Origin of the sequence: Aureibacter tunicatorum (assembly GCF_036492635.1) — a bacterium.
GTDB classification, from domain to species: Bacteria; Bacteroidota; Bacteroidia; order Cytophagales; family Cyclobacteriaceae; genus Aureibacter; species Aureibacter tunicatorum.
On the sequence record NZ_AP025305.1, the window covers coordinates 443906 to 463266 of the forward strand.

General features: G+C 38.1%; 17 protein-coding genes. 9 read left to right on the forward strand and 8 right to left on the reverse strand.

Annotation, left to right across the window (positions count from 1 at the left end):
• The first annotated feature begins 2 nt into the window (after window positions 1–2).
• From AABK36_RS01725 to AABK36_RS01735, 3 genes are read left to right on the forward strand one after another with little or no spacing between them, the layout of a single operon-like run.
• Window positions 3–428: a hypothetical protein gene (locus tag AABK36_RS01725; protein ID WP_309937305.1), complete on the forward strand. Its 426-nt coding sequence runs from the start codon at window positions 3–5 to the stop codon at window positions 426–428.
• Window positions 415–681 (forward strand): TIGR03643 family protein, encoded by a 267-nt coding sequence (locus AABK36_RS01730; RefSeq protein WP_309937306.1) that lies wholly within the window; start codon window positions 415–417, stop codon window positions 679–681. Before AABK36_RS01725 ends, AABK36_RS01730 begins: the two co-directional genes overlap by 14 nt.
• Before the next feature lie 44 nt (window positions 682–725).
• Window positions 726–1406 carry an SDR family NAD(P)-dependent oxidoreductase gene (locus tag AABK36_RS01735; protein ID WP_309937307.1) on the forward strand — a complete coding sequence of 227 codons (681 nt, stop codon included), beginning with the start codon at window positions 726–728 and terminating at the stop codon, window positions 1404–1406.
• Window positions 1407–1472: 66 nt separating this feature from the next.
• Here the strand turns inward: AABK36_RS01735 and floA are convergent, their stop codons facing one another.
• The 7 genes from floA to folP form a co-directional block, all read right to left on the reverse strand.
• Window positions 1473–2444, reverse strand: coding sequence for a flotillin-like protein FloA (gene floA / locus AABK36_RS01740; protein WP_309937308.1), 972 nt, complete (start codon window positions 2442–2444; stop codon window positions 1473–1475).
• A 4-nt stretch (window positions 2445–2448) separates the two neighbouring features.
• Window positions 2449–2919, reverse strand: coding sequence for an NfeD family protein (locus AABK36_RS01745; protein ID WP_309937309.1), 471 nt, complete (start codon window positions 2917–2919; stop codon window positions 2449–2451).
• Window positions 2920–3068: 149 nt separating this feature from the next.
• Window positions 3069–5057: a flavohemoglobin expression-modulating QEGLA motif protein gene (locus AABK36_RS01750; RefSeq protein WP_309937310.1), complete on the reverse strand. Its 1989-nt coding sequence runs from the start codon at window positions 5055–5057 to the stop codon at window positions 3069–3071.
• Between the two features lie 214 nt (window positions 5058–5271).
• On the reverse strand, window positions 5272–6477 hold the full coding sequence (locus AABK36_RS01755) for a THUMP-like domain-containing protein (protein ID WP_309937311.1): 1206 nt from the start codon (window positions 6475–6477) through the stop codon (window positions 5272–5274).
• A 36-nt stretch (window positions 6478–6513) separates the two neighbouring features.
• Window positions 6514–6834: a DciA family protein gene (locus AABK36_RS01760; protein WP_309937312.1), complete on the reverse strand. Its 321-nt coding sequence runs from the start codon at window positions 6832–6834 to the stop codon at window positions 6514–6516.
• An 11-nt stretch (window positions 6835–6845) separates the two neighbouring features.
• Window positions 6846–7772: a diadenylate cyclase CdaA gene (gene cdaA, locus AABK36_RS01765; RefSeq protein ID WP_309937313.1), complete on the reverse strand. Its 927-nt coding sequence runs from the start codon at window positions 7770–7772 to the stop codon at window positions 6846–6848.
• A 161-nt stretch (window positions 7773–7933) separates the two neighbouring features.
• Window positions 7934–8797 carry a dihydropteroate synthase gene (gene folP, locus AABK36_RS01770; RefSeq protein ID WP_309937314.1) on the reverse strand — a complete coding sequence of 288 codons (864 nt, stop codon included), beginning with the start codon at window positions 8795–8797 and terminating at the stop codon, window positions 7934–7936.
• A gap of 450 nt (window positions 8798–9247) precedes the next feature.
• Between folP and AABK36_RS01775 the strand changes: the two genes are divergently transcribed.
• The 6 genes from AABK36_RS01775 (at window position 9248) to uvrB (ending at window position 17353) form a co-directional block, all read left to right on the forward strand.
• The gene (locus tag AABK36_RS01775; protein WP_309937315.1) at window positions 9248–10351 is read left to right on the forward strand and encodes a BT_3928 family protein; all 1104 of its coding nucleotides are present in this window, start codon (window positions 9248–9250) and stop codon (window positions 10349–10351) included.
• Between the two features lie 98 nt (window positions 10352–10449).
• A complete protein-coding gene (locus AABK36_RS01780) occupies window positions 10450–10965 on the forward strand; it encodes a shikimate kinase (protein ID WP_309937316.1) in 516 nt (171 codons plus the stop codon).
• A 158-nt stretch (window positions 10966–11123) separates the two neighbouring features.
• Window positions 11124–12062: a polyprenyl-phosphate transporter gene (locus AABK36_RS01785; RefSeq protein ID WP_309937317.1), complete on the forward strand. Its 939-nt coding sequence runs from the start codon at window positions 11124–11126 to the stop codon at window positions 12060–12062.
• Between the two features lie 50 nt (window positions 12063–12112).
• On the forward strand, window positions 12113–12856 hold the full coding sequence (locus tag AABK36_RS01790) for a shikimate dehydrogenase family protein (RefSeq protein ID WP_309937319.1): 744 nt from the start codon (window positions 12113–12115) through the stop codon (window positions 12854–12856).
• A gap of 164 nt (window positions 12857–13020) precedes the next feature.
• Window positions 13021–15135: an anaerobic ribonucleoside-triphosphate reductase gene (gene nrdD, locus AABK36_RS01795; RefSeq protein ID WP_309937320.1), complete on the forward strand. Its 2115-nt coding sequence runs from the start codon at window positions 13021–13023 to the stop codon at window positions 15133–15135.
• Window positions 15136–15316: 181 nt separating this feature from the next.
• The gene (gene uvrB, locus AABK36_RS01800) at window positions 15317–17353 is read left to right on the forward strand and encodes an excinuclease ABC subunit UvrB (RefSeq protein ID WP_309937321.1); all 2037 of its coding nucleotides are present in this window, start codon (window positions 15317–15319) and stop codon (window positions 17351–17353) included.
• 62 nt (window positions 17354–17415) lie between these two features.
• Here the strand turns inward: uvrB and dnaK are convergent, their stop codons facing one another.
• Window positions 17416–19344, reverse strand: a complete 1929-nt coding sequence (dnaK, locus tag AABK36_RS01805; protein ID WP_309937322.1) for a molecular chaperone DnaK — start codon at window positions 19342–19344, stop codon at window positions 17416–17418.
• Window positions 19345–19361: the final 17 nt, after the last annotated feature.

The window sequence follows — 19361 nt, forward strand, 5'->3', positions numbered from 1 at the left end:
ACATGATTTTCAACACAACATATACCAACAAAGAATACAACAGAGAATCCAATAAGCTTCTTGGCAGGTCATTTTCATTTATAGATAAAATAAAAATGAGTGGTGTGGGCTCAAAAAGGCTTGCAGTTGCTGATAAAAGTGAAAAGCTAGACATTCACCCTACGAAGTCGCAATCCATGCATTTTGCCAATATCGAGTTAAGACCCAAAGGCATCATCATTCATTTTGCCGAAAGGCTTGAGCGATTTTCTTGGTGTATCCCTTATTATAGATTAGTCATTTACGATACGGCTTTGTTCAGTATTCATGCGGAAGGCAACTTCATCAAGTTTTTGAAGAATAAATATTATGAGGAAAATAAAAAATTCCTTCACAAAATGATTCACCTCAAAAACAAGCACCAAGAGCAATATCATGAATTACACTGACACTGATCGCATCATCGAGATGGCTTGGGAAGATCGAACGACTTTTGATGCCATTAACTTTCAATTTGATATAACAGAACAACAAGTTATTGAATTAATGCGTCGCGAGCTAAAGCCTTCAAGTTTCAAGCTTTGGAGAAAGCGTGTTCAAGGTCGATCCAGCAAGCATCAAAGCAAAAGAAGTTTTATCAGTGGAAGATTTAAATGTTCTCGGCAAAGAAGCATTTCCAATAACAAAATCTCCAAGCGATAACCAATTTCTAAATACTAAGCTACACAAACCTAAATCAACGAACCATGAAAACTATATTAATCATAGGCGGAAGCAAAGGAATAGGCAAAGCCATCATTGACTTGCTAAAAGATGATCACCAGATCATAGCCATCAGCAGAACCGAGACAGAATCTCACCCTAATATTACACATTATAGTTTGGACATTCTAAATGATGAATTGCCAACAATAGATCAAGAAATAAATGGATTGGTTTATTGTCCGGGAAGTATCAATCTTAAGCCGTTTACAGGTTTATCCATCGAAGATTTCAAATCAGATTTTGAAATCAATGTCATAGGCGCAGTGAAAACGGTTCAAAAATATATCAACAACCTGAAGAAAGGCAATGGAAGCGTTATATTATTCAGCACGGTAGCCACACATTTAGGCATGCCTTATCATGCAAGTGTTGCTGCGAGCAAATCAGCAGTGGAAGGACTTATGAAATCGCTGGCGGGAGAATATGCGACCAAAGTCAGGTTCAACTGTATAGCTCCTACAGTCACAGAAACCACATTAGCCGAAAAGTTGCTTAGAAATGACAAGCAAAAAGAAAATATACAGATGAGACACCCTCTTCAGAGATATCTTAAAGCTGAAGAAGTCGCAAATTTAGCAGAGTATCTACTTTCCAATAAAGCAGAAGCAATATCAGGGCAAGTATTTCCGATCGATGCGGGGATTGTAAGTTTAAAGCTTTGACACTTATCCTATTGGATATGACATAGGTATGGAAAAGCCGAGACAATTCATCTCGGCTTTAATTTTTTATTTTTCAGGAGCAGGCTCGTCATTGCCGGAAATGGAGTCTCTCATGGTTGTATCAGCCTTGATATTTTCCATTTTATAATAATCCATAATTCCCAGATTGCCTTTTCTAAATGCTTCTGCCATTGCAAGAGGTATTTGAGCTTCGGCTTCGATTACTTTAGCCTTCATCTCCTGGCTTCTTGCTTTCATCTCTTGTTCAACAGCTACGGCCATGGCTCTTCTCTCCTCGGCTTTAGCTTCAGCGACTTTCAAGTCAGCCTCGGCTTGGTCGGTTTGAAGTTGAGCTCCAATGTTTTTACCAACATCCACATCAGCAATGTCAATGGAAAGAATTTCAAATGCAGTACCCGCGTCAAGACCTCTTTCCAATACCAATTTGGAAATTTTGTCAGGATTCTCCAGCACTTGCTTATGATTGTCAGCAGATCCAATAGAGGTAACAATACCCTCTCCAACTCTTGCCAAGATAGTGTCTTCACCTGCTCCACCGACTAATTTTTGGATATTGGCTCTTACAGTAACTCTAGCTTCCGCTTTAAGCTGAATACCGTCCGCGGCTACCGCGGATACTTTCGGCGTAGTGATCACTTTTGGATTTACGGAGATTTGCACGGCTTCGAATACATCTCTTCCCGCTAAGTCAATAGCCGTTGCTTGTTTCCAGTCAAGCTCAATATTGGCTTTGTCGGCAGAAATCAATGCGTTGATGACAGAAGGGATATTTCCTTTTGCCAAGTAGTGCGTTTCGATATCTGCTGATTGGACATCCAAACCAGCTTTTCGAGACGTAATGAGTGAATTGACTACAATGCTAGGAGGCACCTTTCTGATCCTCATGGCAACCAATTCTAATAATGATACCCTTACTCCTGAGAAAATAGCCGTAATCCATAAATTAATCGGCACAAAGTAAAGAAAAACGAAAAATAATACGACGATCAAAATGATCGGAAGAAAAGAATAGAACATAGTATTAGTTGTTTATTTGTTCCACAATGATTTTATGCTTGTCAAATCTGATAATCTTTATTTTAGTACCAGAATCTAAAAATTCTCCTTTTGTGCGCGCTTCAAATCTTTTGCCTTCAATCTCGATATTGCCGATCGGCTTCATGTCCGAAAGGCAAATTCCAGACTGACCAATTTCAAGTTCATGGGTTTCGATTTTGTTGACTTTTGCAGGATTGCTTTTGTGGAGAGCGAATTTGTTCCAAACTCCTGATTTGAAACTAAAATATATCGCTGTAAGGTTCAGCACAAGCGTGCCAGCCAAGACGTAATTGCCAACTGTACTGCCCAGAATTTTATATGATACAATAATTCCTGCCACGCTTAGAGCAAAGCCCAGCAAACCTACAAAAGTTGTCCCTGGAATAAATATTATTTCAGCGATAATAAGAAATAGACCTATTGCAATAAGAAAGAAAATGATTAACCAATCCAAAATTAAAGCGATTTAAAAAATGTTTTATCAATTCTATAAAAATTGGCTAAAATACTAAAACAACAGAGAGCCAATTGATTAATTCTAATATCGGAAAAAACTTGCGCTTATTGCAAGTTTTTTCGAGAGTTATAATATTAACAATAATATTAGATTAGAGAATTTGTCAGATATTCTAATACTGGAGAAGTGGTAACAGGCTCTTTGAAAGCTTTTGGGATATGGCTTGGTGGGTTTAAAATCCCTCTGTCAACCATTTCGTTTAGTGTTGCCAAATAATTCACAGATGTTTTCCCGAGAAACAAGTTGTCTAGTTTCACGCCTTTTTTGTGTAGTTCCAGAATATTACGAAAACCGCTCAAATAAAGGTAATCTTTAGTGAATCCACCACCTCTGTATATTCTTGTCACAAGATTGAAAAGATGTTCAGGGTCTACCTTGTATGTTTCGTATAGGTATTGGAACGTGGTCTTAAAATCATTTCCATTCACCAATGATTTCACCGCAAGTACTCTAAGGCCAAGCGTCTTTAATCTATTAATTGTCAGTGATCCACTAAGCATCTCACTCATTACGGCTAAGCCTTCTTGAGTATATGTATTGCGAGGCAGGCCAAGCTTTAACAGTTTGAGTGGTTGTTCTTGCCCGTTCATTGTGGTTACCATATGCACGCCAATTTCATGATTGGCAAGCGCAGTAAGTCTGGAAGGCTTGAATCTCGCTCCTTTTTTAAGCACAAGAGTTTTTTTAGCGTTCATCACAAGCGCGTCAGAAGGAATCGTAGAGGATTCTATAATTTTGAATGAAAAGCCGTAATGATTTCCTTCTTCAATGAATTTTTCTTTGATTTCACTTAATTCAAGCAAAGGTTCATCTTCAAACTCCGGCAACTCTTGGCAGTATAGCAGAAACTTGGCATTATCGATATCTTTGTCCGTAGGTTCTCCGAAGTACCGCATAGAATTATACAAGAATTTGTTAGTGCCCAAAGAGCTTAGTAGATCGGCTTTGTCAGAATATGAACCAATAATGTCTATGTAAAGCTGTCTGAGGTGAATGTCTTCAATTGCATCTATTTTCAAGCTATAGACATCCGACTTGAACTTGAATGGATCAATGGTCAATGGCTTGTATCTGAATTCAGGATTCACGCTAAATTTGCTTTTGAAAAATTTCTTTTTCGCTGAAGCGAGGTTTAAAGGATTTACATAGTTCAATAGCTGGAATCTCGATGCGTATTTCTGAAGCGCATTATCGATTTTTTTCAACTCAGGCTGAAGATCTCCATGCAAGAGCTTGCCTTTTTTCTTGATATTGATATTGGAAAGCTCATTGATGTACTTTTGAGTATTGTTTATAATGGCTTTTTTGAGCTCTTTAGCCAAGCTTTTTATAATCAATGGATATTTTTGACCAGTAAGCTCATCCATATATATTTTCTTGACTTCAGTAGCCAATACCAACGTATTGTCAAAATTATCTTGGATGTATTTTAGTAGATATCCTCGTCCATGGAATATGTGATTAACAGAAACTTCAGCTTTTTGCCCATTGATTTTTATCTTAAGAAGCTCTTCTTTCCATTGGCTTAGTTGCCTGTTGTATTTTCTGATATCAATATTCTCAATTCCTATATTGAAGAGGTATGTTTCAGAATGTCTTTTATAGTTGTATGAATGAATATCATAGATGATTACAGCTTTGAATTTTTGCTCTAATTTTTGAACGAGGGCATGTACAACTTTATAAAAGCTTCTATGTTTTTCAAGCGAAGTATTTCTATCAGCTATGCTTGGCTCCTCTTTCCATATTTGTTTGCCCCAAGCGATGTTGTGAATACACTTATCTTCAGGCCTGTTGAGATCGTATTCATATCTAGAATCATTACCTATGATAGTAATGGGAAGCGATTGAATGAAGTCTTGAGTGTATGGACTCTCTTCATAAAGTCTTTCAGTATCTGAAAGTAAAATTTTATCTTCAAGCTCCTTTCTCAAATTATGTCCATTGTGAATCGCTGCGCAGATAAAAGGAGCGTATTCTTGGATTTTTATTGAGAAACTATCTTCGCAGTTTGCTTCAAACACATCCTCTCCTTGGATGAGTTCGATGATTTGGTCAGTCGTTAGATAAAGCATTTTAGTAAATAACTTTTAAGCAATTCAATGTTCATATAAAAGATTGCTTAATAGAACCATCAAGTGTAATTGATTAGAATTCATTCCAATATTTCACTCTTGAAGGTATTGTGCTTATGTTTTCATACGAATAAATTTAAGAGCTGATCAAACTCGAAAACTTAACTTTTTGTATGATGCGACCATAACGAAGATGAGGTGAGAAATTGTATTTTTAATCGGCTTTTTTTGTTACAAATACTATTGGTTTATTTTTGTTGTCGGTGCTGAAGAAAATATAAATATCCCCTCCATCTTTGATCCCTGTTTTCTTTTTGATTTGTTCCGGGCTCAAATGGAAATTTCGTTGTGAAATATTAGCTTTCTTGTCAGGCAAACAGCGCAAGATTTTCTTTTTGTCAAAGGGAAGAACATGCTCAATCTTGAATTTTCTTCCCGGAAAATCCTGGAGCAAATGACTATTTGTGAACAGATGGCTGTTAGGGGCTATCTTGTCAATGGATAGCTTTTCTGAAAGATGGTCGAAAATGCCTGCTTTCATTATGGAAGCATTTGCTTCATAGAGGAAGTCTCCAATTTTTGGCTCATGGTAATTGATTTTTGGCTTGACAGTTTGATCCCAAATAGTTTCAAATGCGTCGGTGTGATTCTTGCCGAGATTTATAGTCGTTATTGTGATTGCCTCGTCTTCATTAGAAACATTTCTTAAAGCGTATAGCACTTCTTTGCACTCATTGTTAACAGAAATAACCCAAATCTGATACACGCTTTCAAGTTCTTTCACAGCTTGCTTTATGTCAAGCATTGGAGATGTTTTGACTAGTATATTGGGAGAAAACTTGAAGATTTCACTTTTTAAGTTGACGATGTCAGGCTCGCAGTCCTGCAATTTATATAGTTTTTGGTTGACATCTGATCTTCGGGCAGGATCAATGTATACCCAGTCAAATTTGACAGTGTTAGCGTGAGAAAATTCTTCAGCATTGACATTTAAAGTGGAAATATGATGCGCTTCGAGAGTTTTGTAATTGTGATCCACTATTTCAAACAGAGGCTTGTATTGTTCGATATAGGTAGCTTTCGTAAAGTTTCGGCTTAAATAATAACAGTCAACGCCAAAGCCGCCGGTTAGGTCAACAATAGAATTTCCTTTGATAAGTCCTGCTTTGAACTTAGCAGTAAGCTCGCTGCTGCATTGTTCCATGGAGATTAACGGAGGAAAAAGCAATCCTTTCCTTGACCACCACTCTGGGAGCTTATTTTTAGCTTTTTGTCTTGCTTGTATTTGGTTGATGGCTTCTTTGATATCAAAGCTTTCTTTCTTAGCGGAAAATTTGAGTGAAAGCTTATGCGGATCGTCGTTTTTATGATTTTCTATAAAATCTTGCAGTTCGGGAGTCAGGAGCTTTTCTATAGCCATTGGGTATGAAATAGCAATGTAGGAGTTAGTGTATTATTAGTAGACAACGATGTCGCTGACAGAGTCAGGACCGAATTCAGAGCGAATGATATTGATCATTTTGTCTTTATTCATCAACATCTTGTGCTTAAGCGGAGCCGATGTGATTTGGCAAAACAGCACACCATTTTTGAAATATAGTTTAGAGGTGCGGCTGGAAATAGTTTTGCCCATCATATCTTCCCAAGCGGAAAGAATTTGTGTTTCGCTGAATTTTCTTTTGAGTTTGAAACTGTCAAGTAGCCTATTCATAGCTTCCTTGACAGTCTTAGTATCTTCTTCTCTTATGGAAGCCGGATCTTTATATTTTTTCTTCACCTCTATAATTATTAATCATTCATAATACTTCCGTTCTGTTGATTGTTCATTTGCTCAGCAGATTTGATTTCTTCTTTGAGTATGGATTGAACTTTTGAAACCATATTCTCAGAGGACGAATTTTTATCAAATGCGGATTCTTTATTGGAAATTTTATCTGAAAGATAATTGGTGATTTTAGCTCTTATTTCTTGAGCGGACAAGTTATGAAATATTTTTCCATTTCTAACTATGGACATTTGTCCAGTTTCTTCCGATACGACAAGGACTAAAGTATTTGTAATTTCAGTCATGCCAATAGCCGCGCGGTGTCTTAGTCCCATGTGAGCAGGAATATCCTCTTGTTCGCTGACAGGAAGAACGCATCTTGCGGCGATTACTTTGCCTTTATTGATGATCACCGCGCCATCATGCATGGGGCTGTTCTTGAAGAAAATTGATGTTAGAAGCCTCTTGGATAAGGTTCCGTCAATCATATCCCCAGTTTCCGCAAAATTATCCAAGGAAGAATCCTTTGAAATGACAATCAAGGCACCGGTTTTGTTGCCGCTCATGGCTTTTGCCGCTTCCACGATGGGTGTTACATCAATGTCTTGTTCATGAGAAGACTTTCTCCACCCAAACAGTCCTTCTCTTTCGAAAATCGTTTGTCTACCGAAGAAAAGCAGAAACTTTCTGATTTCTTGTTGAAAAAGGATAATCAATGCGATGAATCCCACTCCCATGAATTGGCCAAGTATGGCGCTTACGAGTTCCATGTCAGCTGCTGTTACGACAAGGTAAGTAAGGTATAGAGATAGAAACCCTATGAATACTTTGATCGCAACACTGCCCCGCATGAACTTGTAAAACTGATAGAGTAAAAAGCTCACTAATGCGATGTCGATGAAGTCGACAAAGCGAATATCCAGAAATCCTATTTTAAATAGTATTGGCAAAATGTTGTTGTGCTTTAAAAAGTTTGACGAATTTATCCATTTATAAAACGTTTGACAACGGCATTATGATTTTAATTACTTAAGAAAAATACAGATTTTCTTGGCATTTAAATTTCTTGTTGACAAAGCTAATGCAATTCTGTTTAATTTAAAGTATTATTTTAATGTTCGTTTGGATAAATTTTTTTATGCAATTTGATGGTTTCCATGGCTTCTTTCACATCATGTACTCTTAGTATATGAGCTCCTTTGTTTAAGCTTATAGTATTCAATACTGTTGTGCCATTTAGCGCCTCTGCTGGCTTGATATGAAGTGTCTTATAAATCATCGATTTTCTTGATACGCCGATGAGCAATGGAAGCTCAAGTATCTTAAATTCATCCAGTCTACGCAACAGCTCGAAGTTTTGATCAATATGTTTGGCAAATCCGAATCCAGGATCCAATATTATATCATTCACTCCTAATGACTTGAGTTTGTTGATGCGTTTGGTGAAAAAATCCATGATATCATAGACCAAGTCTTCATATTGATTCAGCTGTACCATGGTTTGCGGAGTTCCTTTCATATGCATCATTATGTAAGGCACTCTTAATTGGGCAACAGTGTCGAACATTTTGTCATCGATAGTTCCGCCACTGATATCGTTGATAATATGAGCGCCAGCTTCCACAGCCGCTTGAACCACTTCGGATCTGAATGTGTCGATGGAAATAATTGCATTGGGATAATGGCTTGCTATCGCTTCGATAGGCCCAGTGACTCTGTCGATTTCTTCTTGTATGGTAATGTCATCCGCTCCGGGTCTTGAGGAATAGCCTCCTATATCAAGTATGGAAGCTCCGTCAATGAGCATCTGCCTGGCCTTGGCGAGAATTTCATCATGATTCGAAATACGGCTGCCTTCGTAAAATGAATCGGGAGTGATATTTAGTATTCCCATGACGATAGGCTGGCTAAGGTCAAGGATTTTTCCGTTGGCGTTAAGTGTTATTTTTGTCGAAAATACAGTATCTTTCGTCACTGAAGTATGGTTTTATACTAATATTAATTGATGAAATTTAGCTGCTCAAAGCAATAAACGAATATAATCAAGTTATCGAGGCTAGTAAAGATGTTTTTATAAAGAAAGCAAAATAATAATGGATCTGTTGTAGAAACCATTGGATGCTCTTCTTAATATTTAATTACTGCCCAAACTAAAAGCATTCCTTTGATGTAATAAGGACACTTGATCATATGTAAAAGTGAATCTGATATTGAGAAAAGCTTAAATATCATTTAAGATAAAAATTCAGCGCAAAGGAGAAAAATTGTAAGGCTTTTTAAGAATTATTATTCCAAGACTTTGTTAAGAGTGAAACAAATTAAAGATAAATTAGGTAAAATTAATATTTTAGAGGAGTGAGAGCTAATTGTCAAGATATGATAAATTGCGCAGTGTTTTGTTTATTAAAATTAAATGGTATAGCCTATGCAGATGCTAAATAGAATCGTAAGGATTCTAACAGGATCCGTCTTTATTTTTTCGGGCTTGGTGAAGCTGAATGACCCGCAGGGAACAGCAATCAAGATGAAGGAGTATTTTGAAATCTTTGCTTCTGATTTCAGTTCAATTTTTCACGTATTAATACCTTATGTATTGCCTTTGGCCGTTTTTGTATGCGTGCTTGAAGTTATGTTGGGTTGGGCTTTGATTTTCAAATACAGGATGAAGTTGACACTTACAGTGTTGATGGCTTTGATTGTCTATTTCGGTTTCTTGACATTTTACTCAGCCTATTTTAACAAAGTGACGGATTGCGGTTGTTTTGGAGACGCTATACCATTGAATCCTTGGGAGTCTTTTTGGAAAGATGTTGTTCTTGGTATTATGGGCTTGTTTATGATTTTTAATTATAAAAAAGCTGATCGCGATGAAAGCGCGAATTGGGATAAATTCATGTTGGCATTGATGATTATCAATGTGTTTATAGCTTACTATGCTATCGAGCATTTGCCTTATGTTGATTTCAGAGCATATAAAGTAGGCGCGAATATCAGCGAATCCATGAAGCCTTCTGCTCCATTCATTTATGAGTACACCATGGAGAAAGATGGAAAAATTTATAAATTCAAGGATTATCCTTCGGACACATCTTATCATTTCCAGAAGATGGAGCTGTTGAATCCTGAAGCGGAACCTAAAATCACCGACTATAGCGTTTGGAATGATGATGGTGATTATACTGAAGAGTCTTTGCAAGGAGTGAAGCTTTTTATAGTGATGAACGATATAAGGAAGTCTCATTTGGAGTATATGGGGGAGATCTCGAACTTGATTGGCGCGGTGAAGGCAGATGCTACTTCGTGGATTTTGACAGCTTCGCCAGAGCAAGAAGTGGAGAATGTAAGGCATGAGTATCAGTTAGCAATACCGTATTATTTCGCTGATGATACCGTATTGAAAGCTATGATAAGATCTAATCCAGGATTGATATTGATAAGCAATGGGACGATCCTTGGAAAGTGGCATTACAACGATATCCCAACGGCCGAAGAGGTAGAGAAACTGATAAGAAAGAATTCTCAGAAATAGAATTTATTAATTAAAATGAATATCATTAGGCATGAAGCACATGATGCTTCATGCTTTTTTATGTCAAAAGATTTCAAGCATTATTCAAATAAGATATTATGACTACAGATCGCATATTTTTAATGGGAATGCCTGGGTCGGGCAAGACGACTTTGGGCAAGGGCTTGGCAGCTTATCTTGATTTGCCATTTATTGATTTGGATGTTGAAATAGAGTTGGATGAAGGGAGAACTATTCCGGAGATTTTTGAGCAATATGGAGAAGAGTATTTCAGAAAACTAGAGGCTAAGGTTTTGAGAAATCTGGTTGCCAATAAGGATAGATTTTTAATGTCATTGGGTGGAGGCACACCTTGTTATATGGAAAATCTAGAAGTTCTTAAAAAAGAAGGCAAAAGCATTTATATGGAAGTGTCGGCTCAAGAGCTTTTTAAGAGATTGCATGGAAGTGGAGCATCCAAACGACCGCTATTGAATGGCAAGAGTCAAGACCAACTTTTGAAAGAGCTTGAGGATAAGCTTAATGTTAGGAATTCTTTTTATAGACAAGCGGATTTGGTAGCTAAAGGAGATAACCTAAGTATTTCGGAAGTATTGAAGCTGCTTAATGACTAAACGATATTTTTTGCTGCATTGACAAATTAATGATCTCTAAATATGCAGACCTTGTTTTAACGCTAGAGTACGCTTAAGATTTAACTGCTTTTTAAAACCGAGAACTAAAAAAAGCGATATAATTCATTTATATTTACTTTCTTAAGTTTTTTAAAGTTATGAGATCATTTAAAGAATATGTGTTGATATTCTGCAAGGGAATAGGCATGGGAGCTGCGGATGTGGTTCCGGGAGTTTCAGGAGGTACAATAGCTCTGTTGACAGGTATATATGAGGAGTTGTTGGAAACTATCAAGTCTGTCAATCTAAATAGCATAAAGCTATTCTTTCAAGGGAAATTCAAGGAGTTTTGGACAGCTATAAATGGAAATTTCATTCTTGCCTTGCTGACGGGTATTGGGTTTAGCTTGGTGCTGTTGTCAAGGTTGATTACCTACTTATTGGAAGCTTTTCCTATATATATTTGGTCTTTCTTTTTTGGACTTGTTATCATCTCTTCTTATATGGTAAGCAGAGAAGTGAAACGATGGGATATCAAGTCCGTATTGATGTTGCTGATAGGCATCGCGGTTGCTTATGGAGTAACCGTAGCGACTCCTGCTCATACACCTGATTCGAACTTGTTTATCTTTTTGTCAGGCTTAATTGCTATTTCCGCTATGATCCTTCCGGGAATTTCTGGTAGTTTTATGCTTTTGATTATGGGCAAATACAGCCAAATCATTCATGCGATCAAGGACTTTGACATCATGACAATATTGATTTTTGGCGCAGGTTGCATAGTTGGCATTACGAGTTTTTCAAGATTGATATCATGGCTATTGAAAAAATACCATAATATGATGATGGCTTTGCTTTCAGGCTTTATGATAGGCTCTTTGAATAAACTTTGGCCTTGGAAAGAAGTGATTGAGACGCGCTTAAATTCCAAAGGCATGGAAGTGCCTTTCATTGAGAAAAGCATTAGTCCGATTAAGTTTGAGTTCTTGACAGGGAATGATGCCCTTTTAATGCCTGCTGTATTCTTTATGTTGTTTGGAATCGGTTTTGTGTATGGTATAGAGTACTTGGCTTTGAAGCTCAAAAAGGAAAAATAGACCTTAGCCAAACAATTGACTTTAATTTAACTTCGAAAAAATAACCTAATATGAGAAAGTTCGGATTGATAGGACGTAAATTGGGACACTCTTTTTCAAAAAAGTATTTTACTGAAAAATTTGAAAAAGAAGGAATTAATAATGCGGCCTATGAGCTTTATGAGTTGGAAGATATTGATGCTTTGCCAGAACTTTTGAATCGAGAAAGTGGCTTGGAAGGGTTGAATGTGACGATTCCTTACAAAAGAGATGTCATGAAATATCTTGACGATTTGGATGAAAGAGCGGAAAGAATAGGAGCTGTCAATGTGGTTAAAATTACCGATGGAAAGCTGAAAGGTTATAACTCGGATTATTACGGATTTAGACAATCTCTTGAAGATTGGCTTGACCATCCTCCAAATGAGTTGAAAGCTATGATTTTAGGGACAGGCGGAGCTTCCAAAGCAGTCAAAGTGGCATTGGAAGATATGGAAATGCCATATCAATTTGTAAGCAGAAGCCACGGAGAGAACCAAATATCTTATCAAGAGTTGGCGGAAAACCATGATTTGTTTGGAGATACAAGATTGATAATCAATACGACGCCTTTGGGAATGTATCCTAAAGTGGAAGAGTGTCCTGAGATCCCTTACGAATTGCTTAGCGAACATCATTATTTGTATGATTTGGTATATAATCCCTTGGAAACATTGTTTATGAAAAAGGGAATCGAAAAAGGAGCTAAAGCGATGAATGGCTTGCCTATGCTTGAGCTTCAAGCAGAAAAATCTTGGGATATCTGGAATAGCTAAGCAAGTTTAGAAACGATATTGTATTAAAGCAAAGGATGGTCCTTTGCTTTTTTTATGCTCCTTTCATACTAAATTATTTGCGATTTATCCATGAATTTAAACAGCAATTCTCATTTTTTTTTTGATTAAATAGAAACATGTGAATGTTCCTAAATTTTTTGATTATGAAAGTTATTAAAAGAGATGGAGCGTTGGCCGAGTTTGAACCTATCAAGATCGAGAACGCTATCAACAAATCCTTTAAAAGTGTAAGAGGGGATCACGACAATTTTTTATCTACCACAAATTATCTCACGCAGCGTATTTTTGACAATATTGAGGACAAAGAACGGGAAAAAGTTTCCGTTGCTGAAATCGAGAAGGAAGTCGAGAATAGACTAATGAAAAGCGGATATTTTGACGAAGCTAGGGCATATATAGAGTACAAGTCAAAGAGAAGGTTTCAAAGGGATACCGATAGTTTGATTATGAGGTATACCGATGAGGCGATTAATTTGGCCAATATTGAAAATGAAAATGCCAATATGCCGGAAGGAGTATTTACCGCGAAGATGACAAGAATATCCGGCGAGGTTTCTAGGGAATATGCGAAGCAGTTTTTATTGCCTCCTGACCATTTGAAGATGCATGAAGAAGGCTGGATTTATATTCATGATTTTAATTCTTACGCTGTAGGAATGCAAAATTGCATGTTTATAGATATTGGCGATATACTGTCCAAGCCTATTCATACGACTAATGGAACCATGAGATCTCCTAAAAGCATCAGATCTGCTTTGCAAGTGACAGCTGTGGTTTTGCAATGCCAGAGTAATGCTCAATTCGGAGGAATTGCGATCAATGCTTTTGATTTTCATATGGCAAAATTTATTCGAATGTCTTACGAAAAGTATTTGAATAAAGCGGAGTCTTATGGAGTGCCAAATAAAGAAAAGTATGCTTGGAATGAAACCATCGAGGAGACTAAGCAAGCCTGCGAAGCATTTTTGCATAATCTCAATCATCTTGAATCAAGAGCGGGAAATCAGTTGCCGTTTGTTTCGATAAATTATGGTTGCGATACTTCTAAGGAAGGACGATTGTTTATCAAGTGCTTGTTGGAATCCACTTTGGATGGAATTGGCGAAAAGAGGACAACCCCTATTTTTCCAATTCAAATATGGCAGTATCGTGAAGAGAATGGCGAAGTGTTGAATTCGGATTTGTTTGGTTTGGCTAACGAATGCTCCATAAAAAGAGTATATCCAAACTATGTCAATACGCATGCTGAAGTGTATGAAGTGACGGATGAGAAAGGCAATTTTATTCCTGACCTATTGCCTGCGACAATGGGATGCAGGACGAGACTGGGAGAGAATAAGCACGGCTCTAATGGGAAATCGGGCAGAGGCAACCTGTCTCCCGTTACGATGAATTTGCCCAAATATGCAGTTGAGACAAAAGATTGGAGCGAGTTCCGAATAATGACTCTGGAAATGGCTAAGAAGGGCATTGAAATGATGGCTAGGAGACTGGAATGGCAGAAGAAGCAATTAATGGGCTCAGCTCCGTTCATGTATAAAAATGCAGTCTGGAAACATGGAAATGAATACAATGAGCATTCGAAAATCGGAGACATATTGAATTCTGGAACTTTAGCGCTTGGATTCATTGGCTTGGCTGAGGCTATGCAGATTCTTTTCGGCAAACATCATGGAGAGGATGAAAATGTGCATCATCAGAGTATAGAGCTGATGAAGGATCTTAGCGATTTATGCAAAGCTCGAAGTGAGAAATTGGGCTTGAATATATCATTGTACGCAACGCCGGCTGAAAGCCTGTGTCATAAGTTTGCCAAACTTTTGAGGTTGCAATATGGCGAGCAGGATGGAGTATTTAGCAGAGATTTCATTACCAATTCGTATCATATTCCGGTATGGCAAAAGATGCCATTTGACCAAAAGATAGCATTGGAAGCTCCCTTTCACAAGTATTGCAGCGGAGGCGCAATTACATATGTCGAACTGAAGTCCGACATTGTCAAGACTCCTGAAGCTTATCGAAATTTGGTTAAAGGGGCTATGGATCAAGGTGTGTATTATTTTGCTACGAATATCCCATTGGATAAATGCTTGGATTGCGATCACGAAGGCGTATTTGAAGACTTGAAGTGCGACGAGTGCGGAAGTGATAATATCATGACTTTAAGAAGAGTTACCGGATATATTACAGGTTGCTATCATAAAGTATTCAATGAAGGCAAAAAGCAAGAAGTCGCTTGTAGAGTAAAGCACGATTGAATTTTATAAAAAACAAAGAAAGATTCCCGTTAAGAAATGCTCTTAACGGGATTTTTTTATCCATCGTCTTGAAGTTATAAATCTTTTATAGTATTAAAGTTCTGATTAATTTTTGTTGTAACTTATACGACTTGAGTCTCGCGCTCGTGGTATTAGTACAGAAAAGAGAACAGTTTAAGAAATGAACTTCCAGATTACTACAGAATTTGAACCTACTGGAGATCAACCCAAAGCTATAAACGCTTTAGTTGATGGAATAGACTCAGGCGAAGAGTTCCAGACATTGCTTGGTGTGACAGGCTCGGGGAAAACGTTTACCATGGCTAATGTTATACAAAACACAGGCAAGCCGTCTTTGGTGCTTTGTCATAACAAAACATTGGCAGCTCAACTTTACGGAGAGTTTAAGCAGTTTTTCCCTAATAATTCTGTGGAATATTTTATTTCTTATTACGATTATTATCAGCCTGAGGCTTTTCTTCCTACTACTGGCACGTATATAGAAAAAGATTTGGCGATCAATGACGAGATTGAAAAGTTGAGGTTAAGCGCTACTTCAGCATTACTTTCCGGAAGAAGAGATGTGATTGTCGTGGCTTCGGTTTCATGTATCTATGGTATTGGAAATCCGGAAGAATTTGGAAAGACAGTACTTGGAGTGAAGATTGGCGACGTTATTTCCAGAAATAAATTCTTATTTGAATTAGTGGATATTCTTTATAGTCGTACGGAAGCTGACTTTAGAAGAGGAACTTTCAGAGTGAAGGGCGATACTGTGGATATATTCGTCGCTTATGCTGACTTTGCGTATCGTATTTATTTTTGGGGCGAGGAGGTTGAAGCGATTCAAAGAATCGATCCGGCTACTGGACAAAAATTATCGGAGGAGACAGCGATCACTATTTTTCCTGCCAATTTATTTGTGACAGGCAAAGAAACTTTGCAAACAGCTATCAAAGAGATTCAAGATGATATGGTGAAGCAGGTTTCTTATTTTGAAGAAGAGCACAGGCCATTGGAAGCCGAAAGAGTCAAGGAAAGAACTGAGTTTGACTTGGAGATGATTCGCGAGTTGGGCTATTGCTCTGGCATTGAAAACTATTCTAGATACTTTGACCGAAGAGAGCCTGGTGGAAGACCATTCTGTCTTATTGATTATTTCCCTGATGATTTTTTGATTTTTGTGGACGAGAGTCATGTGACTTTGCCACAAATTAGAGCAATGTGGGGTGGAGACAGAGCACGTAAAATAAATTTGGTGGATTATGGATTCAGATTGCCTTCAGCGCTGGATAACAGACCTTTGAAATTTGAAGAATTCGAATCCTTAGTGAATCAAATAGTATTTGTAAGCGCTACTCCCGGAGATTATGAATTGAAAAAATCCGAGGGTGTTATTGTTGAGCAGTTGATAAGACCTACAGGACTATTGGATCCTAAGATCGATGTTCGTCCAAGCCTGAATCAGGTAGATGATTTGCTTGAGGAAATCGACGAAAGAGTTAAAAAGGATGAGCGTGTATTGGTTACAACGCTTACAAAAAGAATGGCGGAAGAACTGACCAAATACATGGAAAGAGCAGGCATCAAATGCCGATATATACATTCTGAAATCAAATCGCTGGATCGAGTGGAAATCTTGAGAGAATTGCGTTTGGGTCATTTTGATGTATTGGTGGGTGTGAATTTGTTGAGAGAAGGGTTGGATTTGCCGGAAGTTTCATTAGTAGCGATATTGGATGCTGACAAGGAAGGTTTCTTGAGAAATCAGAAATCCTTGATTCAGACAATTGGTAGAGCCGCAAGGAATGAAAATGGCGAGGTGATCATGTATGCCGACAAGATGACAGATTCTATGCGAGTTTCTATAGATGAGACGAACAGAAGAAGAGCTATACAGATGGCTTATAATGAAGAGCATGGCATCATTCCAAAAACTGTTCGCAAGTCCAAGGAATCTATCATGGAACAAACTTCCGTAGCGGATGCCAAAAAGCCAACTGAGCAACATAAATACTATGTAGAGCCTGAAGAAGCTTCAGTTGTGGAGGATCCTGTGGTTTCTTATATGGATACGGAACAATTGGAGAAGTTGATTGCTGAGACTCAAAAGAAAATGGAAAAAGCTGCTTCGGCGTTTGATTTCATTCAAGCTGCCAAGTTCAGGGATGAGATATCAGCTTTGAAAAAATTGAAGCAGGAAAAAGAAGGAAAATAAAATCATAAAAAAAGCCATTTGCAATCAAGCAAATGGCTTTTAATATCATATATCTAATCTAATTATTTCACTTCTTCGTAGTCAACATCAGCTACATCGTCGCCGCCTTTACCATCATTAGGTTGTTGTTGTCCAGCAGCATCAGGACCCGGTTGAGCTCCGCCAGCAGCTTGTTCAGCTTGTTGCGCTTGATACATTTCTTGAGCAGCAGCTTCCCACGCCTTGTTCAGTTTTTCAACTGCGGCATCGATTGTCGCTAGATCATCTTTGTTTTCGTAAGCCTTCTTAAGCTCTTCCAAAGACTCTTCTACCGGCTTTTTGTTAGCTTCAGAGATCTTATCACCGTAATCTTTCAATTGCTTCTCAGTTTGGAAGATCAATGAGTCAGCAGCGTTAAGCTTGTCAACTTTTTCTTTTGCTTGCTTGTCAGCGTCAGCGTTAGCTTCAGCTTCTTGTCTCATTTTCTCGATTTCCTCTTCTGTCAATCCTGAAGAAGCTTCGATACGAATCTTTTGCTCTTTATTTGTTCCTTTATCCTTAGCAGATACGTTCAAGATACCATTCGCGTCGATGTCGAAAGTTACTTCGATTTGAGGAACACCTCTTGGAGCTGGTGGAATACCGTCAAGGTGGAATTTACCGATAGTTTTATTATCGTTAGCCATTGGGCGCTCACCTTGAAGAACGTGAATCTCCACTGAAGGCTGGCTGTCAGCTGCAGTTGAGAATACTTCTGACTTCTTAGTAGGAATAGTTGTGTTCGACTCAATTAGTTTAGTGAATACGCCACCCATAGTCTCAATACCAAGAGAAAGAGGAGTAACATCAAGAAGAAGAACGTCTTTTACTTCACCTGTCAATACACCACCTTGTATAGCAGCACCTACAGCAACTACTTCGTCAGGGTTTACACCTTTATGTGGCTTTTTGTTGAAGAATTTCTCAACAGCTTCTTGAACCGCAGGAATACGAGTAGAACCACCAACCAAGATTACTTCATCAATATCGCTTGTGGAAAGACCAGCGTCTTGAAGAGCTTTTTTACAAGGCTCGATTGTCTTTTGCACCAAGTCATGAGTCAATTGGTCGAATTGAGCTCTAGAAAGAGTTCTTACCAAGTGTTGAGGAATACCGTCAACAGGCATGATGTATGGCAAGTTGATTTCAGTGCTTGCTGAAGACGAAAGCTCGATTTTAGCTTTTTCAGCAGCTTCCTTCAATCTTTGAAGAGCCATAGGGTCTTTCTTAAGATCGATGTTGTGATCTTTCTTGAATTCGTCAGCCAACCAGTCGATCAATACTTGGTCAAAGTTGTCACCACCAAGCTGAACGTCACCGTTAGTTGATTTCACTTCGAATACACCGTCGCCAAGCTCAAGGATAGAGATATCAAAAGTACCACCACCAAGGTCATAAACAGCGATTACTTGATCTTCTGATTTTTTATCCAAACCGTAAGCCAAAGCCGCGGCAGTAGGCTCATTGATAATACGCTTCACATCAAGACCAGCGATCTGACCAGCTTCTTTAGTCGCTTGCCTTTCTGCGTCGTTGAAGTATGCCGGCACTGTAACCACAGCTTCAGTAACTTCTTGTCCTAAGAACTCTTCAGCAGTTGCCTTCATTTTTTGAAGAATCATTGCTGAGATTTCTTGAGGGCTATATTCTCTATCTCCGATTTCAACTCTAACTGTATTGTTAGATCCCTCAACTACTTTGTAAGGCACGTGGTTTACATCTTCTCCAACGTTAGAGAATTTTTTACCCATGAATCTTTTTACAGAGTATACAGTGTTGTGAGGGTTGGTGATTGCTTGTCTTTTTGCAGGATCACCTATTTTTCTTTCTCCTTTTCCATTGTCCAAAAATCCAACAATAGATGGAGTAGTTCTTTTTCCTTCGCTATTCGTAACAACAACCGGGTCGTTACCTTCCATTACGGCTACGCATGAGTTGGTAGTCCCTAAATCAATACCGATTATTTTTCCCATTTGAATATATTTTTACT